This is a genomic window from Actinopolyspora sp. BKK2, from assembly GCF_011291845.1.
GTDB lineage: Bacteria > Actinomycetota > Actinomycetes > Mycobacteriales > Pseudonocardiaceae > Actinopolyspora > Actinopolyspora saharensis.
Genome location: NZ_JAANTE010000001.1, coordinates 757582 through 778334, shown reverse-complemented (window position 1 = coordinate 778334; position 20753 = coordinate 757582). Strand labels below are relative to the sequence as shown.

General features: G+C 72.2%; 19 protein-coding genes. 13 read left to right on the top strand and 6 right to left on the bottom strand.

The window, feature by feature from the left end; genetic code table 11:
- Positions 1 to 33: 33 nt before the first annotated feature.
- Genes G9Q41_RS03410 through G9Q41_RS03390 form a run of 5 tightly spaced genes read left to right on the top strand, consistent with a single transcriptional unit; the run spans position 34 to position 4059 of the window.
- The gene (locus G9Q41_RS03410) at positions 34 to 1065 is read left to right on the top strand and encodes an acyl-CoA dehydrogenase family protein (RefSeq protein WP_207630369.1); all 1032 of its coding nucleotides are present in this window, start codon (positions 34 to 36) and stop codon (positions 1063 to 1065) included.
- A complete protein-coding gene (locus tag G9Q41_RS03405; RefSeq protein WP_165631255.1) occupies positions 1055 to 1792 on the top strand; it encodes a PIG-L family deacetylase in 738 nt (245 codons plus the stop codon). Before G9Q41_RS03410 ends, G9Q41_RS03405 begins: the two co-directional genes overlap by 11 nt.
- Complete coding sequence (locus G9Q41_RS03400) at positions 1789 to 2364, top strand: SAM-dependent methyltransferase (protein WP_165631257.1); 576 nt, start codon at positions 1789 to 1791, stop codon at positions 2362 to 2364. The genes G9Q41_RS03405 and G9Q41_RS03400 overlap by 4 nt, the downstream gene beginning before the upstream one ends.
- A complete protein-coding gene (locus tag G9Q41_RS03395) occupies positions 2361 to 3185 on the top strand; it encodes a glycosyltransferase family 2 protein (protein WP_207630371.1) in 825 nt (274 codons plus the stop codon). The genes G9Q41_RS03400 and G9Q41_RS03395 overlap by 4 nt, the downstream gene beginning before the upstream one ends.
- The gene (locus tag G9Q41_RS03390) at positions 3151 to 4059 is read left to right on the top strand and encodes a Rieske 2Fe-2S domain-containing protein (protein WP_165631259.1); all 909 of its coding nucleotides are present in this window, start codon (positions 3151 to 3153) and stop codon (positions 4057 to 4059) included. The genes G9Q41_RS03395 and G9Q41_RS03390 overlap by 35 nt, the downstream gene beginning before the upstream one ends.
- Before the next feature lie 63 nt (positions 4060 to 4122).
- On the opposite strand, the gene G9Q41_RS22565 is transcribed toward G9Q41_RS03390, so the two are convergent.
- Positions 4123 to 6717 (bottom strand): FUSC family protein, encoded by a 2595-nt coding sequence (locus tag G9Q41_RS22565; protein WP_165631261.1) that lies wholly within the window; start codon positions 6715 to 6717, stop codon positions 4123 to 4125.
- Between the two features lie 717 nt (positions 6718 to 7434).
- Here G9Q41_RS22565 and G9Q41_RS03380 point away from each other — a divergent pair.
- A complete protein-coding gene (locus tag G9Q41_RS03380) occupies positions 7435 to 8415 on the top strand; it encodes a pirin family protein (protein WP_165631280.1) in 981 nt (326 codons plus the stop codon).
- Between the two features lie 18 nt (positions 8416 to 8433).
- Here G9Q41_RS03380 and G9Q41_RS03375 read toward each other — a convergent pair whose 3' ends face one another.
- Positions 8434 to 10248 (bottom strand): DUF2339 domain-containing protein, encoded by a 1815-nt coding sequence (locus G9Q41_RS03375; protein ID WP_165631282.1) that lies wholly within the window; start codon positions 10246 to 10248, stop codon positions 8434 to 8436.
- Between the two features lie 192 nt (positions 10249 to 10440).
- The gene (locus G9Q41_RS03370) at positions 10441 to 11046 is read right to left on the bottom strand and encodes a DUF6245 family protein (RefSeq protein ID WP_165631284.1); all 606 of its coding nucleotides are present in this window, start codon (positions 11044 to 11046) and stop codon (positions 10441 to 10443) included.
- 430 nt (positions 11047 to 11476) lie between these two features.
- Between G9Q41_RS03370 and G9Q41_RS03365 the strand changes: the two genes are divergently transcribed.
- The 6 genes from G9Q41_RS03365 to G9Q41_RS03340 all read left to right on the top strand — a co-directional run bounded on the left by G9Q41_RS03365 (position 11477) and on the right by G9Q41_RS03340 (position 16149).
- A complete protein-coding gene (locus tag G9Q41_RS03365) occupies positions 11477 to 11644 on the top strand; it encodes a lasso RiPP family leader peptide-containing protein (RefSeq protein WP_165631286.1) in 168 nt (55 codons plus the stop codon).
- A 113-nt stretch (positions 11645 to 11757) separates the two neighbouring features.
- Positions 11758 to 13566, top strand: coding sequence for an asparagine synthase-related protein (locus G9Q41_RS03360; RefSeq protein WP_347567452.1), 1809 nt, complete (start codon positions 11758 to 11760; stop codon positions 13564 to 13566).
- A 92-nt stretch (positions 13567 to 13658) separates the two neighbouring features.
- Positions 13659 to 13916 carry a lasso peptide biosynthesis PqqD family chaperone gene (locus G9Q41_RS03355; protein ID WP_092522614.1) on the top strand — a complete coding sequence of 86 codons (258 nt, stop codon included), beginning with the start codon at positions 13659 to 13661 and terminating at the stop codon, positions 13914 to 13916.
- Complete coding sequence (locus tag G9Q41_RS03350; protein ID WP_092521090.1) at positions 13913 to 14353, top strand: lasso peptide biosynthesis B2 protein; 441 nt, start codon at positions 13913 to 13915, stop codon at positions 14351 to 14353. The genes G9Q41_RS03355 and G9Q41_RS03350 overlap by 4 nt, the downstream gene beginning before the upstream one ends.
- The gene (locus tag G9Q41_RS03345) at positions 14353 to 15270 is read left to right on the top strand and encodes an ATP-binding cassette domain-containing protein (protein ID WP_165631290.1); all 918 of its coding nucleotides are present in this window, start codon (positions 14353 to 14355) and stop codon (positions 15268 to 15270) included. Before G9Q41_RS03350 ends, G9Q41_RS03345 begins: the two co-directional genes overlap by 1 nt.
- Positions 15271 to 15276: 6 nt before the next feature.
- Complete coding sequence (locus tag G9Q41_RS03340; protein ID WP_165631292.1) at positions 15277 to 16149, top strand: ABC transporter permease; 873 nt, start codon at positions 15277 to 15279, stop codon at positions 16147 to 16149.
- Between the two features lie 123 nt (positions 16150 to 16272).
- Here the strand turns inward: G9Q41_RS03340 and G9Q41_RS03335 are convergent, their stop codons facing one another.
- From G9Q41_RS03335 to kduI, 3 genes are read right to left on the bottom strand one after another with little or no spacing between them, the layout of a single operon-like run.
- Complete coding sequence (locus G9Q41_RS03335) at positions 16273 to 17037, bottom strand: IclR family transcriptional regulator (RefSeq protein WP_165631294.1); 765 nt, start codon at positions 17035 to 17037, stop codon at positions 16273 to 16275.
- Positions 17034 to 17792 carry a glucose 1-dehydrogenase gene (locus G9Q41_RS03330; protein ID WP_092521096.1) on the bottom strand — a complete coding sequence of 253 codons (759 nt, stop codon included), beginning with the start codon at positions 17790 to 17792 and terminating at the stop codon, positions 17034 to 17036. Before G9Q41_RS03330 ends, G9Q41_RS03335 begins: the two co-directional genes overlap by 4 nt.
- Before the next feature lie 14 nt (positions 17793 to 17806).
- A complete protein-coding gene (gene kduI, locus G9Q41_RS03325) occupies positions 17807 to 18628 on the bottom strand; it encodes a 5-dehydro-4-deoxy-D-glucuronate isomerase (protein ID WP_165631296.1) in 822 nt (273 codons plus the stop codon).
- 295 nt (positions 18629 to 18923) lie between these two features.
- Here kduI and G9Q41_RS03320 point away from each other — a divergent pair, with 295 nt between their 5' ends.
- A complete protein-coding gene (locus G9Q41_RS03320; protein WP_245695591.1) occupies positions 18924 to 20501 on the top strand; it encodes an L-lactate permease in 1578 nt (525 codons plus the stop codon).
- The last annotated feature ends 252 nt before the right edge of the window (positions 20502 to 20753 follow it).

Below are 20753 nucleotides of genomic sequence, written 5' to 3'. Positions count from 1 at the left end.
GGGAGTCCCGGTGCCGTTGCGAAGGGGGCGCGGGTGCTGCGAATCGTCGAGTCGGCGCGGCCGGTGCGGGACGAGCCCCTGCACCATCCGGAGGACGTGGCGGCGGCGCTGCGGCAGGCGCTGGAGCGGGGCGAGCTGGAGCTGCCGCTGCCCGGGCGGGGCGAGACCGCGCGTCGCTGGACCGAGCTGGCCGGGCACGGGCGGCGGGACCTGGCCCTGGGCCGGCTCGTCGAGGGGCACGCGGACGCCACGGCCATTCTGCACGAAGCCGGGCAGAAGCCGGAGCCGAACGCCCTCTACGGGGTGTGGGCCTCCCGGGCCGCGGGACGGGGCGCCGTGCTCTCCTCGGCGGGCAACGCGGCCGTGCTGACCGGAACCGTGCCGTTCTGCTCGGGCGCCGACCTGCTCGACCGGGCGTTGGTCGTGGCGCGCCCGGAGGGCGCCAGCGGTGCCGAGCACGACGTGGTGTTCGACCTCGCCCTGGACGACTCCCGGGTGCGCTCGGTCCCGGACACCTGGCAGGCGACCGGCATGGCCGCCTCGCGCACGCTGGACGTCGAGCTGCGGGAGCTGCCCGTGGCCGGGCGGGAGCCCGTCGGCCCGCCCGGTTTCTACACCGCGCGGCCGGGGTTCCGGCTGGGTGGTGCGGGCGTCGCGGCGGTGTGGCTCGGCGGGGCGGTCGGGCTGCACGATCGGGTGCTCGACCTGCTCGGCCGGGGCGTGGCCGATGAGCACCAGCTGGCGCACGTGGCCGCGATGCACGTGGCGCTGGTGGCGGCCGAGAGCGCGCTGGCCCGCGCGGCCGCCATCGTGGACGAGTCGGGCACCGACCCGAGCGGGGCCGCCGACACTTGCCGGTCGGCCGTGGAGCACGCGGCCCGCCAGGTGCTGGAACGCGCTCCCCGGGTCAGCGGCCCCGGCCCGTTGACGCGGGACCCGGTCTTCAGCCGCAGGCTGGCGGACCTCGAGGTGTACGTGCGCCAGCACCACGGCGAGCGCGAACTCGCCGAGCTGGGCAGGCGGGTGCTGCACGACCGGGCGGGTGGGGGTGACCGTGACTCCTGATCCCGTTCCGGTCACTTCCGAAGCCGAGTGGTTGGACGCGCTCGCCCGGGTCCGGCGGGGGCCTTTGGACGTGGCGGAGGGCTCCCGGGTGGTGATCGTGGCGGCGCACCCGGACGACGAGACCCTGGCGCTGGGCGGGTTCCTGCAGCAGCTGTCCGCGCGGGCGGTGCGCCTGGCCATCGTCGTGGCCACCGACGGGGAAGCCGCCTTTCCCGCGCTGTCCGCGGCGGAGCGCGCGCGGTTGGCCGACACGCGCAGGCGGGAGCTGCACGCGGCCCTGCGCGCGCACGGGTTGGGCACCGCTCCGGTGACCTGGTTGGCGTTGCCGGACTCCCGTCTCGGCGAGCACGAGCAGCGCTTGACGCGCGCGCTGCGGCCGCTGCTGGCCGGGGCCGATGCGAGCGTGGTCCCGTGGCCGGGGGATCCGCACCCGGACCACCGGGCGGCGGGCCGCGCCGCCTCGGCCGCCGCCCCCTGGGGAGGCCGGGTGTGGTCCTACCCGGTGTGGATGTGGCACTGGATGCGCCCGGACGCCGCGGTGATCCCGTGGCGGCGTGCGGCTGTCCAGCGGCTCAGCGGTGAGCAGCGCGCGCGCAAGTCGGCGGGGCTGGCCGAGTTCGTCTCCCAGACCGGGCCGGGCCCGGCGGGCAACGGTCCCGTGCTTCCCCCGCGGGTGCTGGCGCACTTCGAACGCGACGTCGAAGTGCTGTTCGAGGAGCGCCGGTGAGCAGCACACCGCTGGAACGCTTCGGCGAGCTGCACGAGAGGTGGTTCGACCCGTGGGACACCGCGCGTTCCTGGTACGAGCGGCGGAAGCGAGCCGTCGCGCTGGCCTGCCTGCCGAGACCGGCCTATGCCGCGGTGGTCGAACCGGCCTGCGGCATCGGCGCGTTCACGGCCGAGCTGGCTCCGCGGTGCGCGCGGCTGGCTGCCTCCGACGGGCTGGAGGTGGCGGTGCGGCGGGCGCGGCAGCGGCTGGCCGGCTGGCCGCACGTGAGCGTGTGCCGCCGTCGGCTGCCCGACGGCTTCCCGCCGGAGCGCGCGAGCGCCGATCTGGTCGTGCTCAGCGAGATCCTGTACTACCTCGACACCGGTGATCTCGACGCCGTCGTGGACGCGGCGGTGCGCGCCCTGCGCCGCGGGGGTGAGCTGCTCGCCGTGCACTGGCGGCCCCGCGCCGACGACGCCGCTCGTGACGGGGACTCGGCGCACCGGCGACTGCGGGAGCGCTCCGGGCTGGAGGTGCTGGTCACGCACTGCGAGGCCGAGTTCCGCGCCGAAGTGCTGGGGCTGCGTTGAGGTCGCGCGTCGGAGCGGTGGCCGTGGTGGTGCCGGCCCACGACGAGCAGGAGCTGCTCCCCGGCTGCCTGCACAGCGTGTCCAGGGCGCTGCGTCGCGTTCCGGCCGGTGTGCGCACGGGGGTGTTCGTCGTGGCCGACCGGTGCGCCGATGGCACCGAAGCCCGCGCGCTGTCCTGCGCCGCGGAGTTCGACGAGTTCGCGCTGCTGGTCAACTCGGCCCCGCTGCAGCTGGGCGGGGTGCGCAACCTGGGGGCTGGCGGTGCGTTCCGCGCGCTGTCGGCGCACGCGCCGGGGCGGGTCTGGCTGCTGCACACCGACGCGGACACCACGGTCCCGGCGGACTGGGCGCGCGAGCACCTGCGTCACGCCGAGGGCGGCACGCACGCCGTGGCGGGGCGGGCGATGATCCGGCGCTGGTCGGGCCCGGCCGCGCCGGCGCGGTACCGCTACGAGGCCCTGGTCGCCGAGCACGTCCACGCCGGTGGGCACCACCACGTCTACGGGGCCAACCTGGGGGTGCGCGCGGACGTGTTCGCCGCGCTCGGCGGGTTCCCGGCGGTGGCCACCGGCGAGGACCACGCGTTGTGGCGGCGCATCGTCGAGGCCGGGTGGGTGACCGGGCAGCCGAACGAGCTGGTGGTGTTCACCAGCGACCGGACCAGGGGACGCGCGCACGGGGGGCTGGCCGCGTTCCTGCACGAGCTGTCCGGGCGGGACCGGCCCGCGGGGGTGGTCGAGCCGGGCACGGCGTTTGGGCCGCCCGGTGGCGGGCAACACTGGGGCCATGCGCCCGTTTTCCGCACTGGACCGGATCGCTGAGTGGTCCTGGTTGGACAAGCCCGCCTCGGCACTGCGGGACGCGGTGTTCGCCGTGCTGCGGAACCGCCGGTTCCGGGACGTGCTCCACGGTGTGTGGCTGGGGCACCCCGTGCACCCGATGCTGGTGCAGGCGCCGGTGGGCGCGTTCCTGTCCGCCGGGGTGCTCGACGCGTCCCCCGACCGAGGGGCGGGGGAGCGGCGCGCGGCCGAGTCGCTGATCGGGCTGGGGGTGGTGACCAGCCTTCCGGCCACGCTGGCCGGGGCGGCCGATTTCGCGCAGGGGCACGAGGAGCAGCAGCGCACCGGGCTGGTTCACGCCGCGACCAACGGTGCCGCGTTGGCGAGTTACGTGCTGTCCCTGCGCTGGCGGGCCGGGGGGCGCGACCGCGCCGGGGTGCTGGCCGGGTGGACGGGGCTGGCGCTGATCGCGGCCGGTGGGCTGCTGGGCGGGCACCTGTCGTACCACCAGTCCACCGGGGTCAACCACGCCGACGCGGTCCCGCACGTGGCCCCGGAGGACTGGACGGACCTCGGTGCGCTGAGCGAGCTGCGGGACCGGGTGCCGAGCAGGCGGATGGTGGGCGAGGTGCCCGTGGTGGTCGTGCGGGACGGGGCGGAGCTGCACGTGCTGGCCGACCGGTGCAGCCACGCCTCGGGCCCGCTGTCCGACGGGACGCTGTCCTGGCGGGCGGGGAGTTCGGGCAACGCACCGTGCCTGCAGTGCCCGTGGCACGGCAGCGTGTTCCGGCTCTCCGACGGAGGTGTGGAGCACGGCCCGGCGACGGCTCCCCAGCCGACGTTTCACACCCGGGTGGTGGGTAGCCGCGTGCAGGCCAGGGTGCGGCGCATTCCGGGTGTGCCCGCAGGCGGGTGAGCCTCGCGCGCCGTTCGCCTCCCTCGGGGCCGTCTCCGGGCCCGCTCGCCGGGGCGGGCCGTTTCAGGAGCGGGCGGGTCCGCTGCCGCTGTGCTCCGCCGTGCGCCGCTCGCGTGCCGCGGTCGGCGCCAGGGTGAAGTCGTGGCGGGCCTGCGCCCGGCCGGGCACGGGCAGCGGGGCGAACCGGGCGTCCGAGACGAACCCGGCGGCGCTGGTGACCACGGTGACCGCGTCGGCGGGCAGTTCGGGGAAGGCGTAGGTGCCCCGGTCGTCGGCGTCGATCCGGCCGAGCTGCTGCCCGTGCGTGCCGATCACGGTGATCACGGCGTGCGGCAGCAGGTCGCCCGCGGTGTCGCGCACGACACCGTGCAGACCGGTGCCGCCGCTTCCGCGGTGCTCCTCGTGGCCGTCCGGTGTGGATTCCCACCCCGCGGGCGCTGCGGTGCCACCGGTGGTCTCGGCCTCGGGGAGCAGGTGCGGGTCGGCGGTCATGTCCCCGGGCACGGCGAGCTGGTACAGCACCTGGTGCAGCCGGGAGAGCGAGTGCCGCACCGGCTCCGTGGCCGGGGTGGTGGGGTGCTCCAGGGCCCGTCCCGCCAGGGACAGGTCCCGGTCGATGCCCGGGGCGGTGCGGTCCGGCCGGTGTTCGGCGAGCGCGTCGGCGACGGCGGCGAGGTAGCCGCAGGCGTGACCGGCTCCCTCGACCCGGTAGTCGGGTTCCACGTGCCGCAGCCCCGCCGCCAGCTGGCGGGCGTAGCTGGCGCAGGCCGTGTAGAACACCAGCCGGTGGCGGAACCACCGCACGTCGTTGCCGCCGATGGGGTGGCGGGTCAGCGGGTCGGCGATCAGCTGTATCTGCTGCAGTCGCTGGTCGAGCACGCGGGACAGCCCGTCCGGGCTCTGCTGCTGTTCGGCGGGCTCGTCGGCCTGGTTCTCGTCGGTGCGGCTCTCGTCGGGCACGCCGAGGCGGTGCGCGGCGGCCCGCAGCAGCACGGCGAGATCGGTGAAGAAGCTCGCGCGGGCGCTGCGCACGGTGTCCCGGGTGCTCAGCGGCACCACCACCAGCGAGACGAGGATCCCGCTGGCGGCGCCCACGGCGGTCTCCTCCAGGCGCAGCAGCATCACCTGGTCGGAGAGCTGGTTCAACACCGTGTACAGCTGGCCCACCAGGATCGTGATGAAAAAGATCATGAACGCGTAGGAGACGCGCATCAGGTAGAAGCCGCAGAAGATGCAGGCCAGGATCACCGCGAGGATCAGCGGGGTGTTGCCTGCGGTGAGCTGGGCCAGCCACAGGGCGGCGAACAGCCCCGCGCAGGTGCCCACCACGCGGTTGACCGCCTTGATGGAGGTCTCGGAGCGCGTGGAGGCGCCGGTGAACACCACGAACGCGGCTATCGCCGCCCAGTAGTACCGCGTGGGCGACACCGCCAGCCCGGCCAGCACGGCCAGCGCTCCGGCCACGGTGACCTGGATGGCCTGCCGCGTGTTCAGGTCCAGCCTGCTGAGCGGGTTCCAGCGGGAGCCGCGGGCGGGCACGCCGCCGGCCACGGCGGCGGAGCCGGGCAGGTTGCCCATCGCCAGGGTGACGGCGGGGGCGAATTCCTCGGCGTGGTGCCGCTGGCCGGAGTCCTGGTCCGTCCAGTCCCGCACGATCGCGACGAAGTCCTGCACCGAGGCGGCGAGCTGGCGGACCGCTCCGGACAGCGCCTCGTCGGGAGTGGACATCGACCGCAGCTCGCGCGCGGCCCGCACCGCCGCCTCGTGATCGCTGGTGGCCAGCGCCCGCATCGTGCGGGCCGCCACCGCCCGCAGCTCCGCCGGGGCCCGGGTGAGCGGGGAAACGCTCGCGGCGACGCCCTCCACGGCGAGCTGGGCGTCGATGAGCTGGCGGCGCAGCCCGGCCGCGGAGCGCCCCCGCGGTGTGGACTCCTGCTCACCGAGCCATCCCTCGACCATCAGCGCGGCTTCGGCGAGTCGGACCTGCCTGCCGTGCAGGCGGCGCCACATCCGCTGGGTGGGCTCCTCGGCGGCGAGGATGTCGGCGCCGGTGGCGGCCACCGCGCGTCCCCGGCTGCGGAAGGCGCTCAGCGTGCGCCGCAGCGTCCGGCCCACGTGCACCCGCAGCACCGTCGTCGACAGCACCAGCAGGGTCACCGTGGCCACGGCGACCGACAGCAGCAGCGTGGGCAGTTGGTCGGGCGTGGCCCCGAGGAAGGTGGTGAAGAAGTAGCCCATCCAGGCCATGAACCCGTAGAAGAAGAACGCCATGCCGAACCGGCGCACGAACACCGCGGCGAACATCATCGCCACGAACAGGGTGAGCCGCAGCGCGTGGTGGCCGGAGGTCAGCATGGACGGCACCATTCCCACGCCGATCGCGACGGGGAAGAAGGCCGCGGTGCGGATCTTGGGCCAGACCTGCGATCCGGTCAGCGCCATCGCGCCCATCATGCCCACGACCGCGCCGAGCAACATGACCACCAGCGATCCGCGCGGGCCCGCCTCGAGCAGCAGGCCGAGCCCGTACTCGACGAGCAGCGTCGTGCCCACGGCCAGCACGCCGGACAGGGCCAGCCGCAACCGGTTCAGCCCGGGGTCGGAGGCCACGATCCGGTCCCAGGCCTGTCGCGTCCCGTCTCGCAAACTGTTCGCCACGAACACCTCCGCTCGTCAACGCGCGAAGCTCACCCGGGCAGCGGTCTCCGCTCCGGAGACGTGGGACGGCGTCCCCCGAACCGGGGTTGTCCGAGCCGGCCACCGTCCGCGCGGGGATTTGCCGACCGCGCGGGGCGTGCCGGAAGGTTTCCGTCGCACCGCGTGCGGTGGCGGGGCGCGGAATCCGACTCCTGTCCGTCGCCCACCGGCCGTGGCGGGTTCCGGGGTCGCGGGGCACCGGGTGCTTCGAGATCGTGATCGGCGCTGTGGTCACAGCGCCGCGGACCAGGAACCGTCGGGGCGGAAACAGCGTCGATGCAGACCGTGAAATCCCCCGAACGGGTTCCGTCGGAAACGCTATCATCGTGCCGCCCGCGCTGGACGCGGGCGTGATCTCTGCCGGTTTTCCCGGTGATTCGTTCGGAGGCGACGACTGCGGAACCTCGAGCGTTTCTAGAGGTTGTGCGCTGCGAAAACATTGTTCAGTTGGGTCGGTCGGCCGCGGTGTTCGAATGCCGCGCGGCGGGTCGGTACGCTATTCCCGCCGCGGCTGCGATTTTTCCCTCGTTCTCGCTTCGCGGGCGGTGATGGCATTTTTCCGTTTTCAGTTCCGATTTCCCTTTTCGGTGGTGCTGGGGATTTCGTCCGCCTCGGTGGCGGTGTCGCCGGTGTCCGTTTCGTCGTCGGCGGCTATCGTGGAGGTGCGAGGGAGGGACCGTGAGCAATCTGGAGACCGCGCCGGAGGAGCTGGTGTGCTCGGCGACACCGGCCGATGACGCCCCGAGCGGGGTGGTGCTCGACTCGCGGGAGGTGCCCCTGGGCGGGCCTCGCGCGATGCGGGTGCGGCGCACGCTGCCGCAGCGCGCCCGGTCGTTGATCGGCGCCTGGTGCTTCGTGGACCACTACGGTCCCGAGGACGTGTCGGTCACCGGCGGGATGCGGGTGCCCGGGCATCCGCACGTCGGGCTGCGGACGGTGTCGTGGCTGTTCAGCGGCGAGATCGAACACCGCGACACGACCGGGGCGCACGCGTTCGTGCGTCCCGGCGAGCTCAACCTGATGACGGCGGGCAGCGGGATCGCGCACTCGGAGTACTCCACCTCGCGGACCGGTGTGCTGCACGGTGTGCAGCTGTGGCTGGCGCTGCCCGAGGCCCACCGCTTCACCGCCCCGGGCTTCGAGCACTACGCGCCGTCGGCGTTCGAGCACGCGGGCGCGCGGGTGCTGGTCTTCCTGGGGGAGCTGTGCGGGGTGAGCTCGCCGGTGCGCACCTTCTCCCCGCTGCTCGGTGCCGAGCTCACGCTGCCTGCCGGGCGGACGCTGCGGTTGGACGTGGACCCGACGTTCGAGCACGGGGTGCTCGTCGACACCGGGGCGGTCACCACCGCCGGTGTCGACGCCACCGCCGGGCAGCTGGTCTACCGGGCGCCGGGAGCGCGCGAGGTGTCGCTGCGCGCCGGGGACGAGGGCGCGCGGGTGCTGCTGCTCGGGGGACGGCCTCTCGAGGAGCGGATCGTGATGTGGTGGAACTTCGTCGGGCGCACCCACGAGGAGATCCTGGCCTGGCGGGAGCAGTGGCACGCCGCGCGTGCCGGTGGCGGGGCGGACTCGACGCGGTTCGGGGCGTTTCCGGTGCAGTGGCAGGAGACGCTGCCCGCTCCCGAGCCGCCCGCCGCCCGGCTCAAGCCGCGCGGGTGAGGTGCGGCTCGGGCGGTGTCACGGCTCGGCTCCGGCCGTGGTTTCCGCGCTGACCAGGCGTGCGTAGCGCACCCCGGCGGCCAGCAGCACCAGCCCGGTGCACAGGAACGCCACCACCCGGGCGAATCCGTCCAGAGTGGCCAGATCGAACAGGAAGAGTTTGGCCAGTGCCACGGGAAGCAGCACCATGCCCGCCACGCGCAGCGCGGCCAGGGTGATCCCGCGCAGCAGCAGCGCGATCGCCACGATCACCCAGCTCAACGTGATCAGCACGTGTCCGGTCAGGAATCCGGAGCGGTCCGGCTGGAACAGCGCGACCAGTGCCATCGTCGTGCTGGCCGTGCCGTACAGCACCAGGATTCCCGCCAGGATCCACCAGACCTTCCCCGCGGGTGGGCGGGCCAGCACGTCGAGGCGCACCGCCACCAGCGGGACCGCCACCGCCGCCAGCGCGGTCAGCGCGCCCACCAGGGCCCCGGCGAGCCCGGCCGAGTGCGTGGTCAGCACCAGATGCCACGGCGGGATGTCGTGGTGCAGCGCCAGCACTGTGCCGAGGCCGGTGTAGCACAGCGCTCCGAGCAGCACCCCGGGGCTGCGTAGCCACAGCGCCCCGAGCGTCAGCAGCAGCGCTTCGCACAGCAGCGCCGTGGCCCACGCCGAGGCGTCGAGCCGGATCAGGGTGGACTGCAGCGCGGCCACCGCCGCGAGTCCGCCCGCGGCGGTGGTGAACGCCTCCGGCAGTCGGGCGCGCGGGCCGGGCACGAACCGCGCGCTCCACAGCAGCGCCAGCAGCGCGGCCGCTCCCGCCGCGAGGAGCGCCGCGCTCGGGCGCTGCACCAGTGGTGTGGCGAGCAGGACCGGTAGCGGTGCGGCCACCAGCGTCGCGGTCGCGGTGTGGTCGGCGGGGCGCAGGGCGGCGGTGAGCGTGGCGATGGCCACCCCCAGCAGTGCGGCGGCGCTGACGGTCAGCACCACGGCGAGGTGCTCGTCTGCGGTCAGCATCGCCCACGTGTCGGCGCCGAGCGCGGCGAGCACCACGGGCAGCGCGGCGGCCCGGGCCAGCTGCCTCCAGCCGTGCCGGAGCTGGACGGGGGTGGCCGCCAGGTGTAGCAGCATCAGGAAGCCGACCAGGGGCGTGTTCGGTTCCCCGGTGATCAGCGGCGCGCACACCGCGCATCCCAGCACCACTCCCACGGCCAGCGGTTGGGCGTTCCACCAGTCGGCCAGCAGCAGGCCCCCGCCCGCGATGGCGAAACCCGCTGCGAGGCCGCCTGCGACCGGCAGGTAGTCGTACAGCGTGGTGGCGGCGATCGTGTCCAGGTACAGCGCGGCGAGGCCCGTGGCGGCCAGCGCGTAGCTGCCGCCGGGGCCGGCGGGGCCGCCGCGTGCGCGGAAGGCGGCCGCGAGCAGGGCCGTGCCCAGTCCGGCGCCTCCGAGCACGCGGGTGGTGGGGCCGAGCCAGCCGCGTTGGACGGCCAGCACCAGCAGGAAGACCACGCCGAGCAGGGTCACCGCCCCGCCGCCCCAGGCCAGCAGCCTGCTCGGGCTCCAGCCGCGCCCGGCGGCCAGGAGGCGTTGCTGCTCGTCCGGGGGGTCCGAGTCGGACTCGTGCGGGGCGGGCTCGTCCGGGAGGGGGCCGTCGGGTTCTGGGGCGAGGTCCGCTGTGGACGGTGGTTCCGCCGGTGGCGCAGGCATCTGCTGGTCCTGCTCGGCGTGTGGTGGCTGCCGGTCGGCCTGGAGCTGGACCGCCTCGGCGAGACGGTCCAGCCGAAGCCCCATCTCGGTGAGTTCGTCGGCGACGGCCTCCAGCGTGTGCTGCTCCGGGGCGGACATGTCGCCCAGGTTGCTGGGTGTGTTCCTGCCGCGGGAACAGTACGACTACTCAGATGTCGACGCCGGGGCGTGCGCACCCGAGCGGGTTCGCCGGTGCTTGCGGGGCGAAAGCATCCCCCGGGGAACGGGGCGGTTGTGGCGGGCTCGGCGCCCGCGTGCGGGGCCGAACCGTTCCCGCGGGGATCGGCCGGTTCAGGACTCGGAGTCGTCGGAGCCGGCGGACGAGCCGGAGCGGGCCTGTTCGGTCAGCGCGCGCAGCTGGTCGATGTTGTCGAGAGCGCTGCTCAACGCCTGGTGCGCCGTGTCGAGCTGCTCGGCGACCGCGTCGATGTCGGCCTGCTCGGTGAGGGTGTGGCCCGCCGCGCTCACGGTCAGCAGCCGGTCGAGCCCTTCGGCGGTCTGGGCCGCGGCCACCGGGACGGGGCCTGCCTGTTCGCTCTGGGCGTTCTCCCGCAGCGGCGCGGAGATCCGCAGCAGCTGCCACCGCAGGAATTCGAGCATGCCGGTCTGGTCTCCGGCGACGCCGACGGTTTGCTGCTGCTGGAGGTAGACGGCGGCGCGCTGCTCGTTGTCGAGTTCGACGGACTCGTTCAGGATCGCTTCGAACTGGGCCGCCCCGAGCAGTGCGTTGGCCAGGTAGGCGCGGTAGACCGTTTCGCCGCCGAGCTGTTCGGCCGCGCCCGCGTGCTCGTCGGCGGTGTTGTTGCCGCGGTAGTGGCCCAGTGCTTGCAGTGCGGTCGCCAGTTGGTCGACCGCGGCGGGCTGGTCGGTTTCCGGCGAAGAGGACGGGGTGGTCATCGCCGGGCAGCATAACGGTCGACGCGGACGGGCCGTGGAGGCGAGGGCCTCGGCGGGGCTCGTGCGCGGGCTCGTGATCGGGATCGTGCCGCCCGCGTGCACGCGGGCGGCTTCGGCGTGGTTGGCCGGCCAGGTTCCCACTGTCGAGTGGTCGTTGCCGATCGGGCGAGTCGTTGTCCACTCGTTCGTGCCGTCGGTGCTCGGGGTGGTCTCGCAGCGTCACCGTCCCGTGCGCCGATCGGGCGCCTTCCCCGTGGATTCTACTGTTTCCGGGGGAATGAATTGCTCGTCTTTTTTGTGAAATCTATTCTCTTGTTCGTGATTTTCGGGGTCGGTGTCGTTGTTCGCACAACGGGGTGATTGACCCCGTGTTGGATTTTGCCTAGTGTTTCTCTCGTCGGGTTCGCGTCCCGCGGAAAGGAGAAACGACATGAGAGAAGAAATCGTGAGACAGGAGGCTGCCGACGTCGAGGACGGTGTGTACGATCCGCCCCGCATGGTCGAGGTCGGCTCGTTCAACGATCTGACCAGGATAAAGACCGCGGGTAACTACATCGACAGTCCGTACGGCGTTTGGTGCGTCGGCAACTGCGGATAAATGTGACGTCGATTCCTGGCTGGTCGATTCTTCTGGTTTCGGCCAGCCGGCGGCAATTTTTCGGGTGGAAGTCCGGTCGTGGAAATCGATCGCGGGGGAGTCTCTTGGAATTCGTGGTGCTTCCGGACCATCCGGTGGGGCCGTCGCTTCTTTCCGGGTTGAACTGGTGGGGCGCGCAGGTGCTGCGGCACGCCTCCGGGCGGCCCTGGCTGGTCGGTCGCTGGGAGGAGGAGGCGGTCTGTCACGTCTCGGCGGGGGAGAACGGGTTGGTGCTGCTGGGGCGCGGTGACGTCGACCCGGAAACGCTGCGAAGACGGATCGCCCGGATCCGCGACGTCGAGGGGTTGGACGGTGTGCTGCGCGGGTTGGTGGGGTGCTTCCACGCTGTGGCCTCCCTCGATGGTGCGCTGCGCGTTCAGGGGAACCTGTCCGGGATCCGCCAGGTTTTCCACGCGAACGTCTCGGGCGTGACCGTGGCCGCCGACCGCCCGGAACGGATCGCCGCGCTGGCGGGCTCCGACATCGACGAGCGGGCACTGCCGCTGCGCATGCTGGTCCCGTACGGGCCGCCGTGGCCGTTGAAGGACACGTGCCTGTGGCGCGGTGTCCACGCCGTGACAGGGGGCGAGTACCTGCGCGTGGACCCCGCCGGGGTGGGCGCGACCGTGCGCTGGTGGCGACCTCCCGAGCCCGAGGTTCCGCTGGAGCGGGGCAGGCAGGTGATCCGGGAGGCGCTCTTCGAGGCGGTGTCCTCCTGCGGCGGGCCGAACGGCTCGGTGCCGACGAGTTTCGACCTCTCGGGAGGGATGGACTCGACGAGCCTGTGCTTTCTGGCCGACGAGGCCGGACTGAAGTTCTCGACCGTGCACTGCGAGGCCGCCGACCCGGCGAACGAGGACGCCGAGTGGGCGAGCCGGTGTCGTTCGCTGATCGGCGCCACCGAGCACCGCGTCCTCTCCCCCGAGAGCTGGTCGGGCTTCTACGGTGAGGTCTCCACCCCGGACCGGCACGGTCCGAGCCTGGAGTCGCCCTACATCCAGGTGAGCCGCTGCTACGTCGAGCACCTCGCCGAGGTGTCCGCCCGGACCGGTGCCGTCCGGCACGTCGGCGGGCACGGATCGGACGAGCTGTTCCGCACGGAGATGACCTTCCTCAACGCCTTCTTCCGGCAGAGCCCCGCTCGTGCGCTCGCCTGCCTGCGGCGGACGCGAGCGAACCGGCGCATGTCCCCGGGCAGAACGCTGCGCTCGCTGCGCGCTCCCGCCGAGTTCTCCGAGTGGCTGCGGCGGTCCGGCGAGACCGTCGCGGAAGGGGTGGGCGCTCCCGAGGTGGGCTGGGACCACCAGGCCAAGATGCCGGACTGGGCCACCGGGCGGGCGGTCTCGCTCGTGCGGGAGGCCTTCGCGAGGGCGGCGGCCGCTCCTCCCGCCACGTTCGGAAGCACGGCGCTGCAGCACGAGATGCTCATGCAGGCCCAGTCCAACGGGGCGACGGTTCGGCAGTGCTCGCGGATCGCCGAGCCCTACGGGGTCTCGTTCGAGGCTCCCTACATCGACGACAACGTGATCGAGGCGGCCATGTCCGTGCGGCTGGAGGACCGGGTGCGGGCCGAGCGCAACAAGCCGGTGCTGGCCGCGGCCATGGCCGGGATCGTGCCGCGCGAGTTCCTGGAGCGGGACTACAAGGGCGTGGGCAACCGGGACATGTACCGCAGTCTGCGCCGCCACCGCGCCGCGATGGCAGGGCTCTGCCGGGACTCCCGGCTGGCCCGGCTCGGGTTCCTCGACCCGGAGAGGCTGCGTTCCACGCTGTTCGGGCTGCACCCGAGTCTGACCTCGGTCATCCCGCTGCAGCCGACGTTGGCCTGTGAACTGTGGCTGCGCTCGGAAGCGGTCGAGAAGCGACTGTGGCCACGGGAGTGAGTTCCCGCGGCTCCCGCCGTGATCGCCCGGGTTCGTCGAGGGGCGTTTCGCGGCGGCCGGAACGGCAGAGCTCCGCACGCGAGGAGGAATCGATGGTCGAGCTCGCTGCTCGGGTGATCCTGACGGAGACCGAGCACGGGACGGTGCTGCTGGACGAGCACACGGGACGGTACTGGATGACCAACGCAACGGGGAGGACCGTGCTGCGTTCCTTCGCCGCGGGCGGGACGGTGCTGGACGCGGCCGCGGCGCTGTGCGCCGCGCACACGGGGGTGACCATGGACGACGCCGAGCGCGATGCGGCGGCGCTGCTCGAGCAGCTGCGACGTTCCGGGCTGGTGCTGCCATGAGCGTCCGAGTCACGGGGTTGAAGCCTTCGGCGCCGGTGCCCTGGTGGATACGGCCGATCGCCCTGCTCGCCGTCGGGCTCGCCCGGCTGCTGGGCCGTGCGAAGCCTGCCGTGCTGCGACCCGTGCTGGAGCTGGTGCGGTGCGGTGCCGAACCTGCCGGCGAGGCGGACGTCTCCAGGGCGCTCGACGCCGTGCTCGAGGTCAGCGTCCGCTGTGGTGGGGAGTGGTGTCTGCAGCGGGCGCTCGCCTGCGCGCTGACCTGTCGCATGACGGGGACCTGGCCCGAATGGTGCACCGGGGTGCGGCTGCAGCCGTTCGAAGCGCACGCCTGGGTGGCCGTCGACGGGAAACCGGTGGGCGAGAACCCGCACACCATGCCCCACTTTCGCACGGTCTGGTCGGTTCCGCCGCTGGTCGAGCGGACGGGGCGATCGTGATGGCGGCGGTGCGGTGCGAGAACCTGCGCAAGCGCTTCGGAGGGGTGGACGCCGTCGCCGGCATCGACCTCGCGGTCGCGGAAGGGGAGAAGTTCGCCTTCCTCGGGCCGAACGGCGCGGGCAAGACCACGACCGTGAACATGCTCGCCACGTTGCTGCGGCCGACGGGAGGCGCCGCCACCGTCGCCGGTTTCGACGTCACGTGCTCGCCCGACCGGGTGCGTGAGCGGATCGGTCTCGTGTTCCAGGAGCAGGTCAGCGACGGCGATCTGACGGTGGAGGAGAACCTCCTGCTGCACTCCGTGCTCTACGGGGTGCCGCGCAACGCGGCGCGGAAGCGGATGGCCGCGCTGCTCGAGCTGATGGGGTTGGCCGAGCGCGGCCGGCACAACGTGACGACCCTGTCCGGGGGGATGCGGCGCCGCTTGGAGATCGCGCGCTGCCTGATGCACAACCCGCGGGTGCTGTTCTTGGACGAACCCACGGCCGGGCTGGACCCGCACGCGCGGGCGCTGGTGTGGGAGCTGCTCGACCGGCTCCGGGACGAGCAGGGCATCACGCTGTTTCTGACCACGCACTACCTGGCCGAGGCCGAGCGGTGCGATCGGGTCGCCATCCTGGACGCGGGGGCGCTGGTCGCCGAGGGCACGCCGCAGGAGCTCGAAGCGACCATCGGCGCCGATGTGGTGCAACTGCGCACCGGTGACGACGCGTTGGCCGCGCGCAACGCCCGCTGCCGCCTGGGCGTGGAGGTCTCCGGCGGTGCCGAGGGGCTGCGGATACACGCGGCGGACGGGCCGGAGCTGGTGCCGCGGCTGTGCTCCGACCTCGGGGTCCGGGTGGATGCCGTGTCGGTGTCCAGACCCAGCCTCGAAGACGTGTTCATGCACTACACCGGCCGTTCGCTGCAGGAGTAGGGACAGTTGACCCAGATCCAGAGCACCGATCTCGACGTCGAACGGATGTACGGCCACGAGGCGCTGCACCGGGGGATCCGGCACGAGCTGCGCAGCGTGCTCGCGCTCTGGCGGCGCGAGCTGGTGCGCACGTTGCGCAACCGGGTGCAGTTGTTCTTCACGTTGCTGAGTCCGCTGCTGTTTCTTGTGGTCATCGGCACCGGGGTGGACACGATCGCCGCGCGGGCCGGTGGCACGGACATGTATCTGACCTTCTTGTTCCCCGGGATACTGGTGTTCGCGGTGCAGGCCACCTCGATCTCGGCGGGGCTGTCGCTGGTGCGGGACCGCGAGTCCGGGTTGTTGCGCGGGATGCTGGTGGCCCCGGTGCACCGGGCGAGCCTGGTGGTCGGGAAGTGCCTGGGCGGGGCCACGGCGGCCGCTGCCCAGGGGGCGCTGCTGCTGTCGCTGGCCGGGTTCGTCGGCTTGTCCTACCACCCCGGGGTGCTGGTCCTGCTGTTCTTGGTGCTGACGTTGATCTCGGTGTCCATCACCGCCGTGGGGGCGCTCGGAGCCGTGAGCGTCAGGCGGGCTGAGACCTTCCAGTCCATGGTGGCGGTCATGCTGATGCCGATGTACCTGCTGTCCGGGGCGATGTTCTCGGTCCGGATGCTGCCGGACTGGTTGGCCCCGCTGGTGCTGCTGAACCCGTTGACCTACGCGGTGGACGCGTTGCGCCGCACCGCCGTGCTGGGGGTGGATGCTGGTGGTTCGGCGATGTCGGACTTCGTGCGCTGGGGGGAGTGGGTGCCGCCTGTCGGGTTGGAGATAGCCGCGATGTGCGTGTTGAGCGTCGCGGCGCTGGCTCTGGCGACCCGCCGCTTCGCTCGCGGCGAGTAGGCCGCGCACCGCACCGGCACCGGGGTGGTTCCGGCGGCGGAATCCTCCCCGGTGCCGGGCGAGCAGCTCGCTGCGCCACGCTCGACGAGCCCGGTGTCGCCTTCCGCCGGGTGCGGTCTCGCTTCAGCCCGGGTAGCCGAGTGAGCTGGAGACGATGGTGGCGGCGCGGGTCACGGTGGGGGCGAGCAGGACGAGGTCGTGCATGCTGTGCTCCAGCGAGAGCGTGGAGATGCTGACTCCGCCCATGACTGTGGCGGTGTGGTCGCGGACGGCGGCGCCCACGCAGCGGATGCCGTCCTCGTTCTCCCCGTCGTCGACGGCGTAGCCGGTGTGGCGCGTGTGCTCGAGTTGCGCGGTGAGCGCTTCGCGCGTGGTCAGCGTGTACGGTGTTCTCGCCTCCAGGGGGAGCGTGTCCAGCAGGGCGTCGAGTTCTTCGGCGGGCATCGCGGCCATGACCGCCTTGCCGATGGAGCTGCTGTGCCACGGCAGGCTCATCCCGACCCGCGAACTCATCCGGTACGGTTTGTCCGGTTCCTTCTTGTGGGTGTAGAACAGTTCGCCGCCGGTGCGCAGTGCGAAGTGCACGGTGCAGCCGGTCTCGTTCCGCAGCCTGGACAGGGCGGGCTCGGCCTGCGTGGTCAGGTCGAAGCGGTCGATCACCCGGTTGGCCAGGCGGACCGCCCGGCTGCCGACCCGGTAGTTGCCCGCCCCGTCCGTGCCGACGAACCCCATCTCGACGAGGACCTTCAGCAATCGGTGCACAGTGGACTTGGGCAGTCCGGTGGCTGTGGCCAGATCGCTGACTCGGCTGTGTTCGGTGAGGGATTCGAGGACGCGCAGCGCCTTGGGGGTCGCGCCCGGCTCCTCGAAGGGGGGTTGGGTGCTCACCTGCTCATCCAGCCACCGTCGACCGCGAGCACGTGTCCGTTGACGTAGTTCGCCGCCTCCGAGGCCAGAAACACCGCCGCACCGCTGAGGTCCTCGGGGGTGCCCCAGCGCCCCGCGGGGATGCGTCCCCGGATCTCCGGCTCGCGGGTGGGGTCGGCGCGCAGGGCGGCGGTGTTGTTGGTGGCGATGTAGCCGGGGGCGATCGCGTTCACCCGCACCCCGTGCGGGCCCCACTCGTTGGCCAGGGCCTTGGTCAGCCCCGCCACGGCGTGCTTGGAGGCGGCGTAGGCGGGCACGCCCTTGCCGCCCTGGAACGACAGCAGGGAGGCGATGTTGATGATCCTGCCGTGCCCGCGTTCGACCATGCCGCTGCCGACGAGCTGGCTGAGCGCGAACACCGAGTCGGTGTTGATGTCGAGCACTCGGCGCCAGTCGGCCAGGTCGACCTCGGTGGCGGGTTCGCGGTGGATGGTTCCGGCGTTGTTGACCAGCACGTCGATCCGGTGCTCGGCCACGACCGGTTCCAGCAGTTCGCGCGCGTGCTGGGGGTCGGTGAGGTCGGCGGCGACCTGGCGCACCGCGCTGCCCTGGGCGCGGGCCTGGCCGGCGACCTCGTCGAGGTCGTCGTTGTGTCCGAGCAGGACCAGGTCGGCCCCGGCCGCGGACAGGCCCAGGGCCACGGCCCGTCCGATGCCGGTGCGTGCTCCCGTCACCAGAGCGGTGCGCCCGCTCAGGGAGAACAGATCGGTACTCATGGTGGTGCCTCCGCTCAGCGCAGCTCGTCGATGGCGACGTGGTCCATGTCCGTGAACGCCTGGTTCTCCCCGGCCATCGCCCACACGAAACCGTAGCGGTGGGTGCCGGCTCCGCTGTGGACCGACCAGCTCGGCGAGATCACGGCCTGTTCGTTGCGCACGATCATGCTGCGGGTCTCGTGGGGTTGGCCGAGCAGGTGGATCACCCGGTGCTCCTCGGGCAGGTCGAAGTAGAGGTAGCACTCGGTGCGCCGGTCGTGGGTGTGGCAGGGCATCGTGTTCCAGATGCTGCCCTCGGCGAGCTCGGTGACGCCCATGACGAGTTCGCAGGAGTGGATCCCGTCTGGGTGGACGTATTTGCGCAGCTCGCGGACGTTGGCGGTGGCGGGGTCGCCGAGTTTGGCCGGGACCGTGTCCGCGTGCCGGGCCACGCTGGTCGGGTAGGTGGTGTGCGCCGGGGTGGAGGCCAGGTAGAAGTGGCCTCCCGCGGAGCTGTCGAACGTGACGGATCGCGTGCCGCGGCCGACGTAGAGGCAGTCGCGGTGGTCGAGCTCGTAGGTGCTGCCGTCGACGGTCACCGTCCCCTGCCCCAGGGACAGGATGCCGAGTTCCCGGCGTTCGCAGAAGTGCTCGCTGCGCAGCGGGGGCTCGGTTTCCAGCTGCAGCGGGGATCCCGGTTGCGGCACCGCACCGCCGAGGACGACCCGGTCCTGGTGGGAGTAGACCGTGCGGATCGTGCCCGGCTCGAACAGGTCCTCGACGAGGTAGTGCCCACGCAGCGCCGCGGTGTCGAAGGTCGGGATCTGCTCGGGGTGCGTGGGGTGCCTGACGTCCATGTCGCTGTCCTCCGTGGAGAGCGGGATTCGGCCACGGGCCGGTGACGCCGGTTCGTGGGGCGAATCGCTGTGCCTGTCGCGGGATATGGAACAGCGTTCTGTTTTTCGGAACAACCGCTTTTCGGATGATTCTGAATTCCACCGAATGGTCGCTGTTGCCGGCCTGTGGTCGGCGTCACGATGTTTGTCGCGGTATACGGAATAGCGTTCTGCTTCTCGGAACGATAACACTTTTTGCGGGTCGGAGGTCGTCGTGCCCTACCACCAGGAAGCGAATCCGACCGGATCGCTGTGGGTGTCAGCCTTACTCGCTCTGTTCCCCCTGCTCGTGCTGTTGAGCCTGCTCGGTGTTTTCCGCTGGAAGGCGCACTGGGCCGGTGTGGCGACGTTCGGTGTCTCGCTGCTGATCGCGGTCGGCGTTTACGGAATGCCGCCGCTGATGGCGGTCGATGCGGGGCTGTACGGCGCGGCGCAGAGCGTGCTGATCATTCTGTGGCTGACGTTCAACGCCATCTGGATCTACAATCTCACCGTTCACAGCGGCCATTTCGCGGTGCTGCGGCGGGCGTTTTCCTCGGTCGGCGAGGACATTCGCATCCAGGCGATCGTCATCGCCTTCTCCTTCGGCGCGCTGCTGGAGGCGCTGGCCGGGGGAGGTGGTCCGGTCGCGATCTGCTCGGTGATGCTCATCGCCCTGGGGGTGCGGCCGTTGAAGGCGGCGACCCTGACGCTGATCGCCAACACCGCGCCGGTGGCCTTCGGCGGCATGGGCAACCCGATCACGGTGCTCGGCGAGGTCACCGGTCTTCCGGCGGACCAGTTCGGGGCGATGGCCGGTCGTCAGGTCTCGCTGCTGGCGATCGTGGTCCCGTTCGTGCTGGTGTTCGTCGCCGACGGCAGGCGTGGTCTGCGCCAGGCGTGGCCGGGGGCGCTGGTCGGGGGAGTGACCTTCGCGGTGGCCCAGTTCGTCAGCTCGATGCTGGCCTACCAGCTGGCCGACATCATCGCCGCGATCGCCTCGGCGCTGGCGCTGCTGGTGCTGCTGCGTGTGTGGAAGCCCGCGGGCGAGCCGGTGACCGCGGCGTCCATCGCCGGTGGTGGTGGCGAGATCGAGGAGCCCACGCGCGAGCGGGACTCGCGGTCGGACGTCCTGCGCGCCTTCGCCCCCTACGTGGTCATCATCGCGGTGTTCTCCCTGGTGCGGTTCGACGCGCTCCGGGCGGTGCTGGACTCGATCGGCACCACGTTCGCCTGGCCCGGTCTGGACGTCGTCACGGCCTCGGGGGCGGCCGTGGACACCAGCTACGAGTTCGCCATCGGCTCGGCCACCGGCAGTCTGCTGCTGCTGTCCGGGCTGTTGTCCCTGCCGTTCCTGCGGGTCGGACCGCGGGACGCGGTGCTGGTGTGGGGCCGGACGGTGCGCCAGTTCGGCTGGGCGATCCTGGCGATCCTGTCGGTGTTCGCCCTGTCCTACGTGATGAACATGTCCGGGCAGATCGCCACGCTGGGAGCGTGGTTGGCCGACACCGGCCCCTTCTTCGCGTTCCTGTCGCCGATCGTGGGCTGGTTCGGCGTGGCGATCACCGGCACCGACGCGGGCGCGAACGCCCTGTTCGGAAAGCTGCAGACCACGGCGGCCGAGCGGATCGGTGCCGATCCGGTCCTGCTCGGTGCGGCCAACTCCTCCGGTGGCGTGATGGCCAAGATGATCTCGCCGCAGAACCTGGCCGTGGGCACCGCGGCGGTCGGGCTGGTCGGTCAGGAAGGTGTGCTGTTCCGCCGCATCTTCGGCTGGAGCCTGCTGTTGCTGCTGGTCGTGTGCACGCTGGTCTTCCTGCAGTCCACGCCGGTGCTGGGCTGGATGGTCCCGTAGGGGGTGTCCGGTGGTGCTGCCGAACGGAGGCCGAGGTGTGTTCGGGGAGCAGTGCGTGGTCGAGCGCTGCGGGCAGCGGGGCACCGAGGTGTCCCGCTGCCCGCAGCGGTGCCGTGGCGGTGCTGCTTCGGGCGAGTCGGCTGCCGGCACGGTTTCCGCTGTGTCCCGCACCGACATCGGATCCGGTACCTCCTGCCGACGCGAGGTCCTGCTTGCTGCCCGCTCGGTTCGCCGGTGTCCGGGGAACGCTCC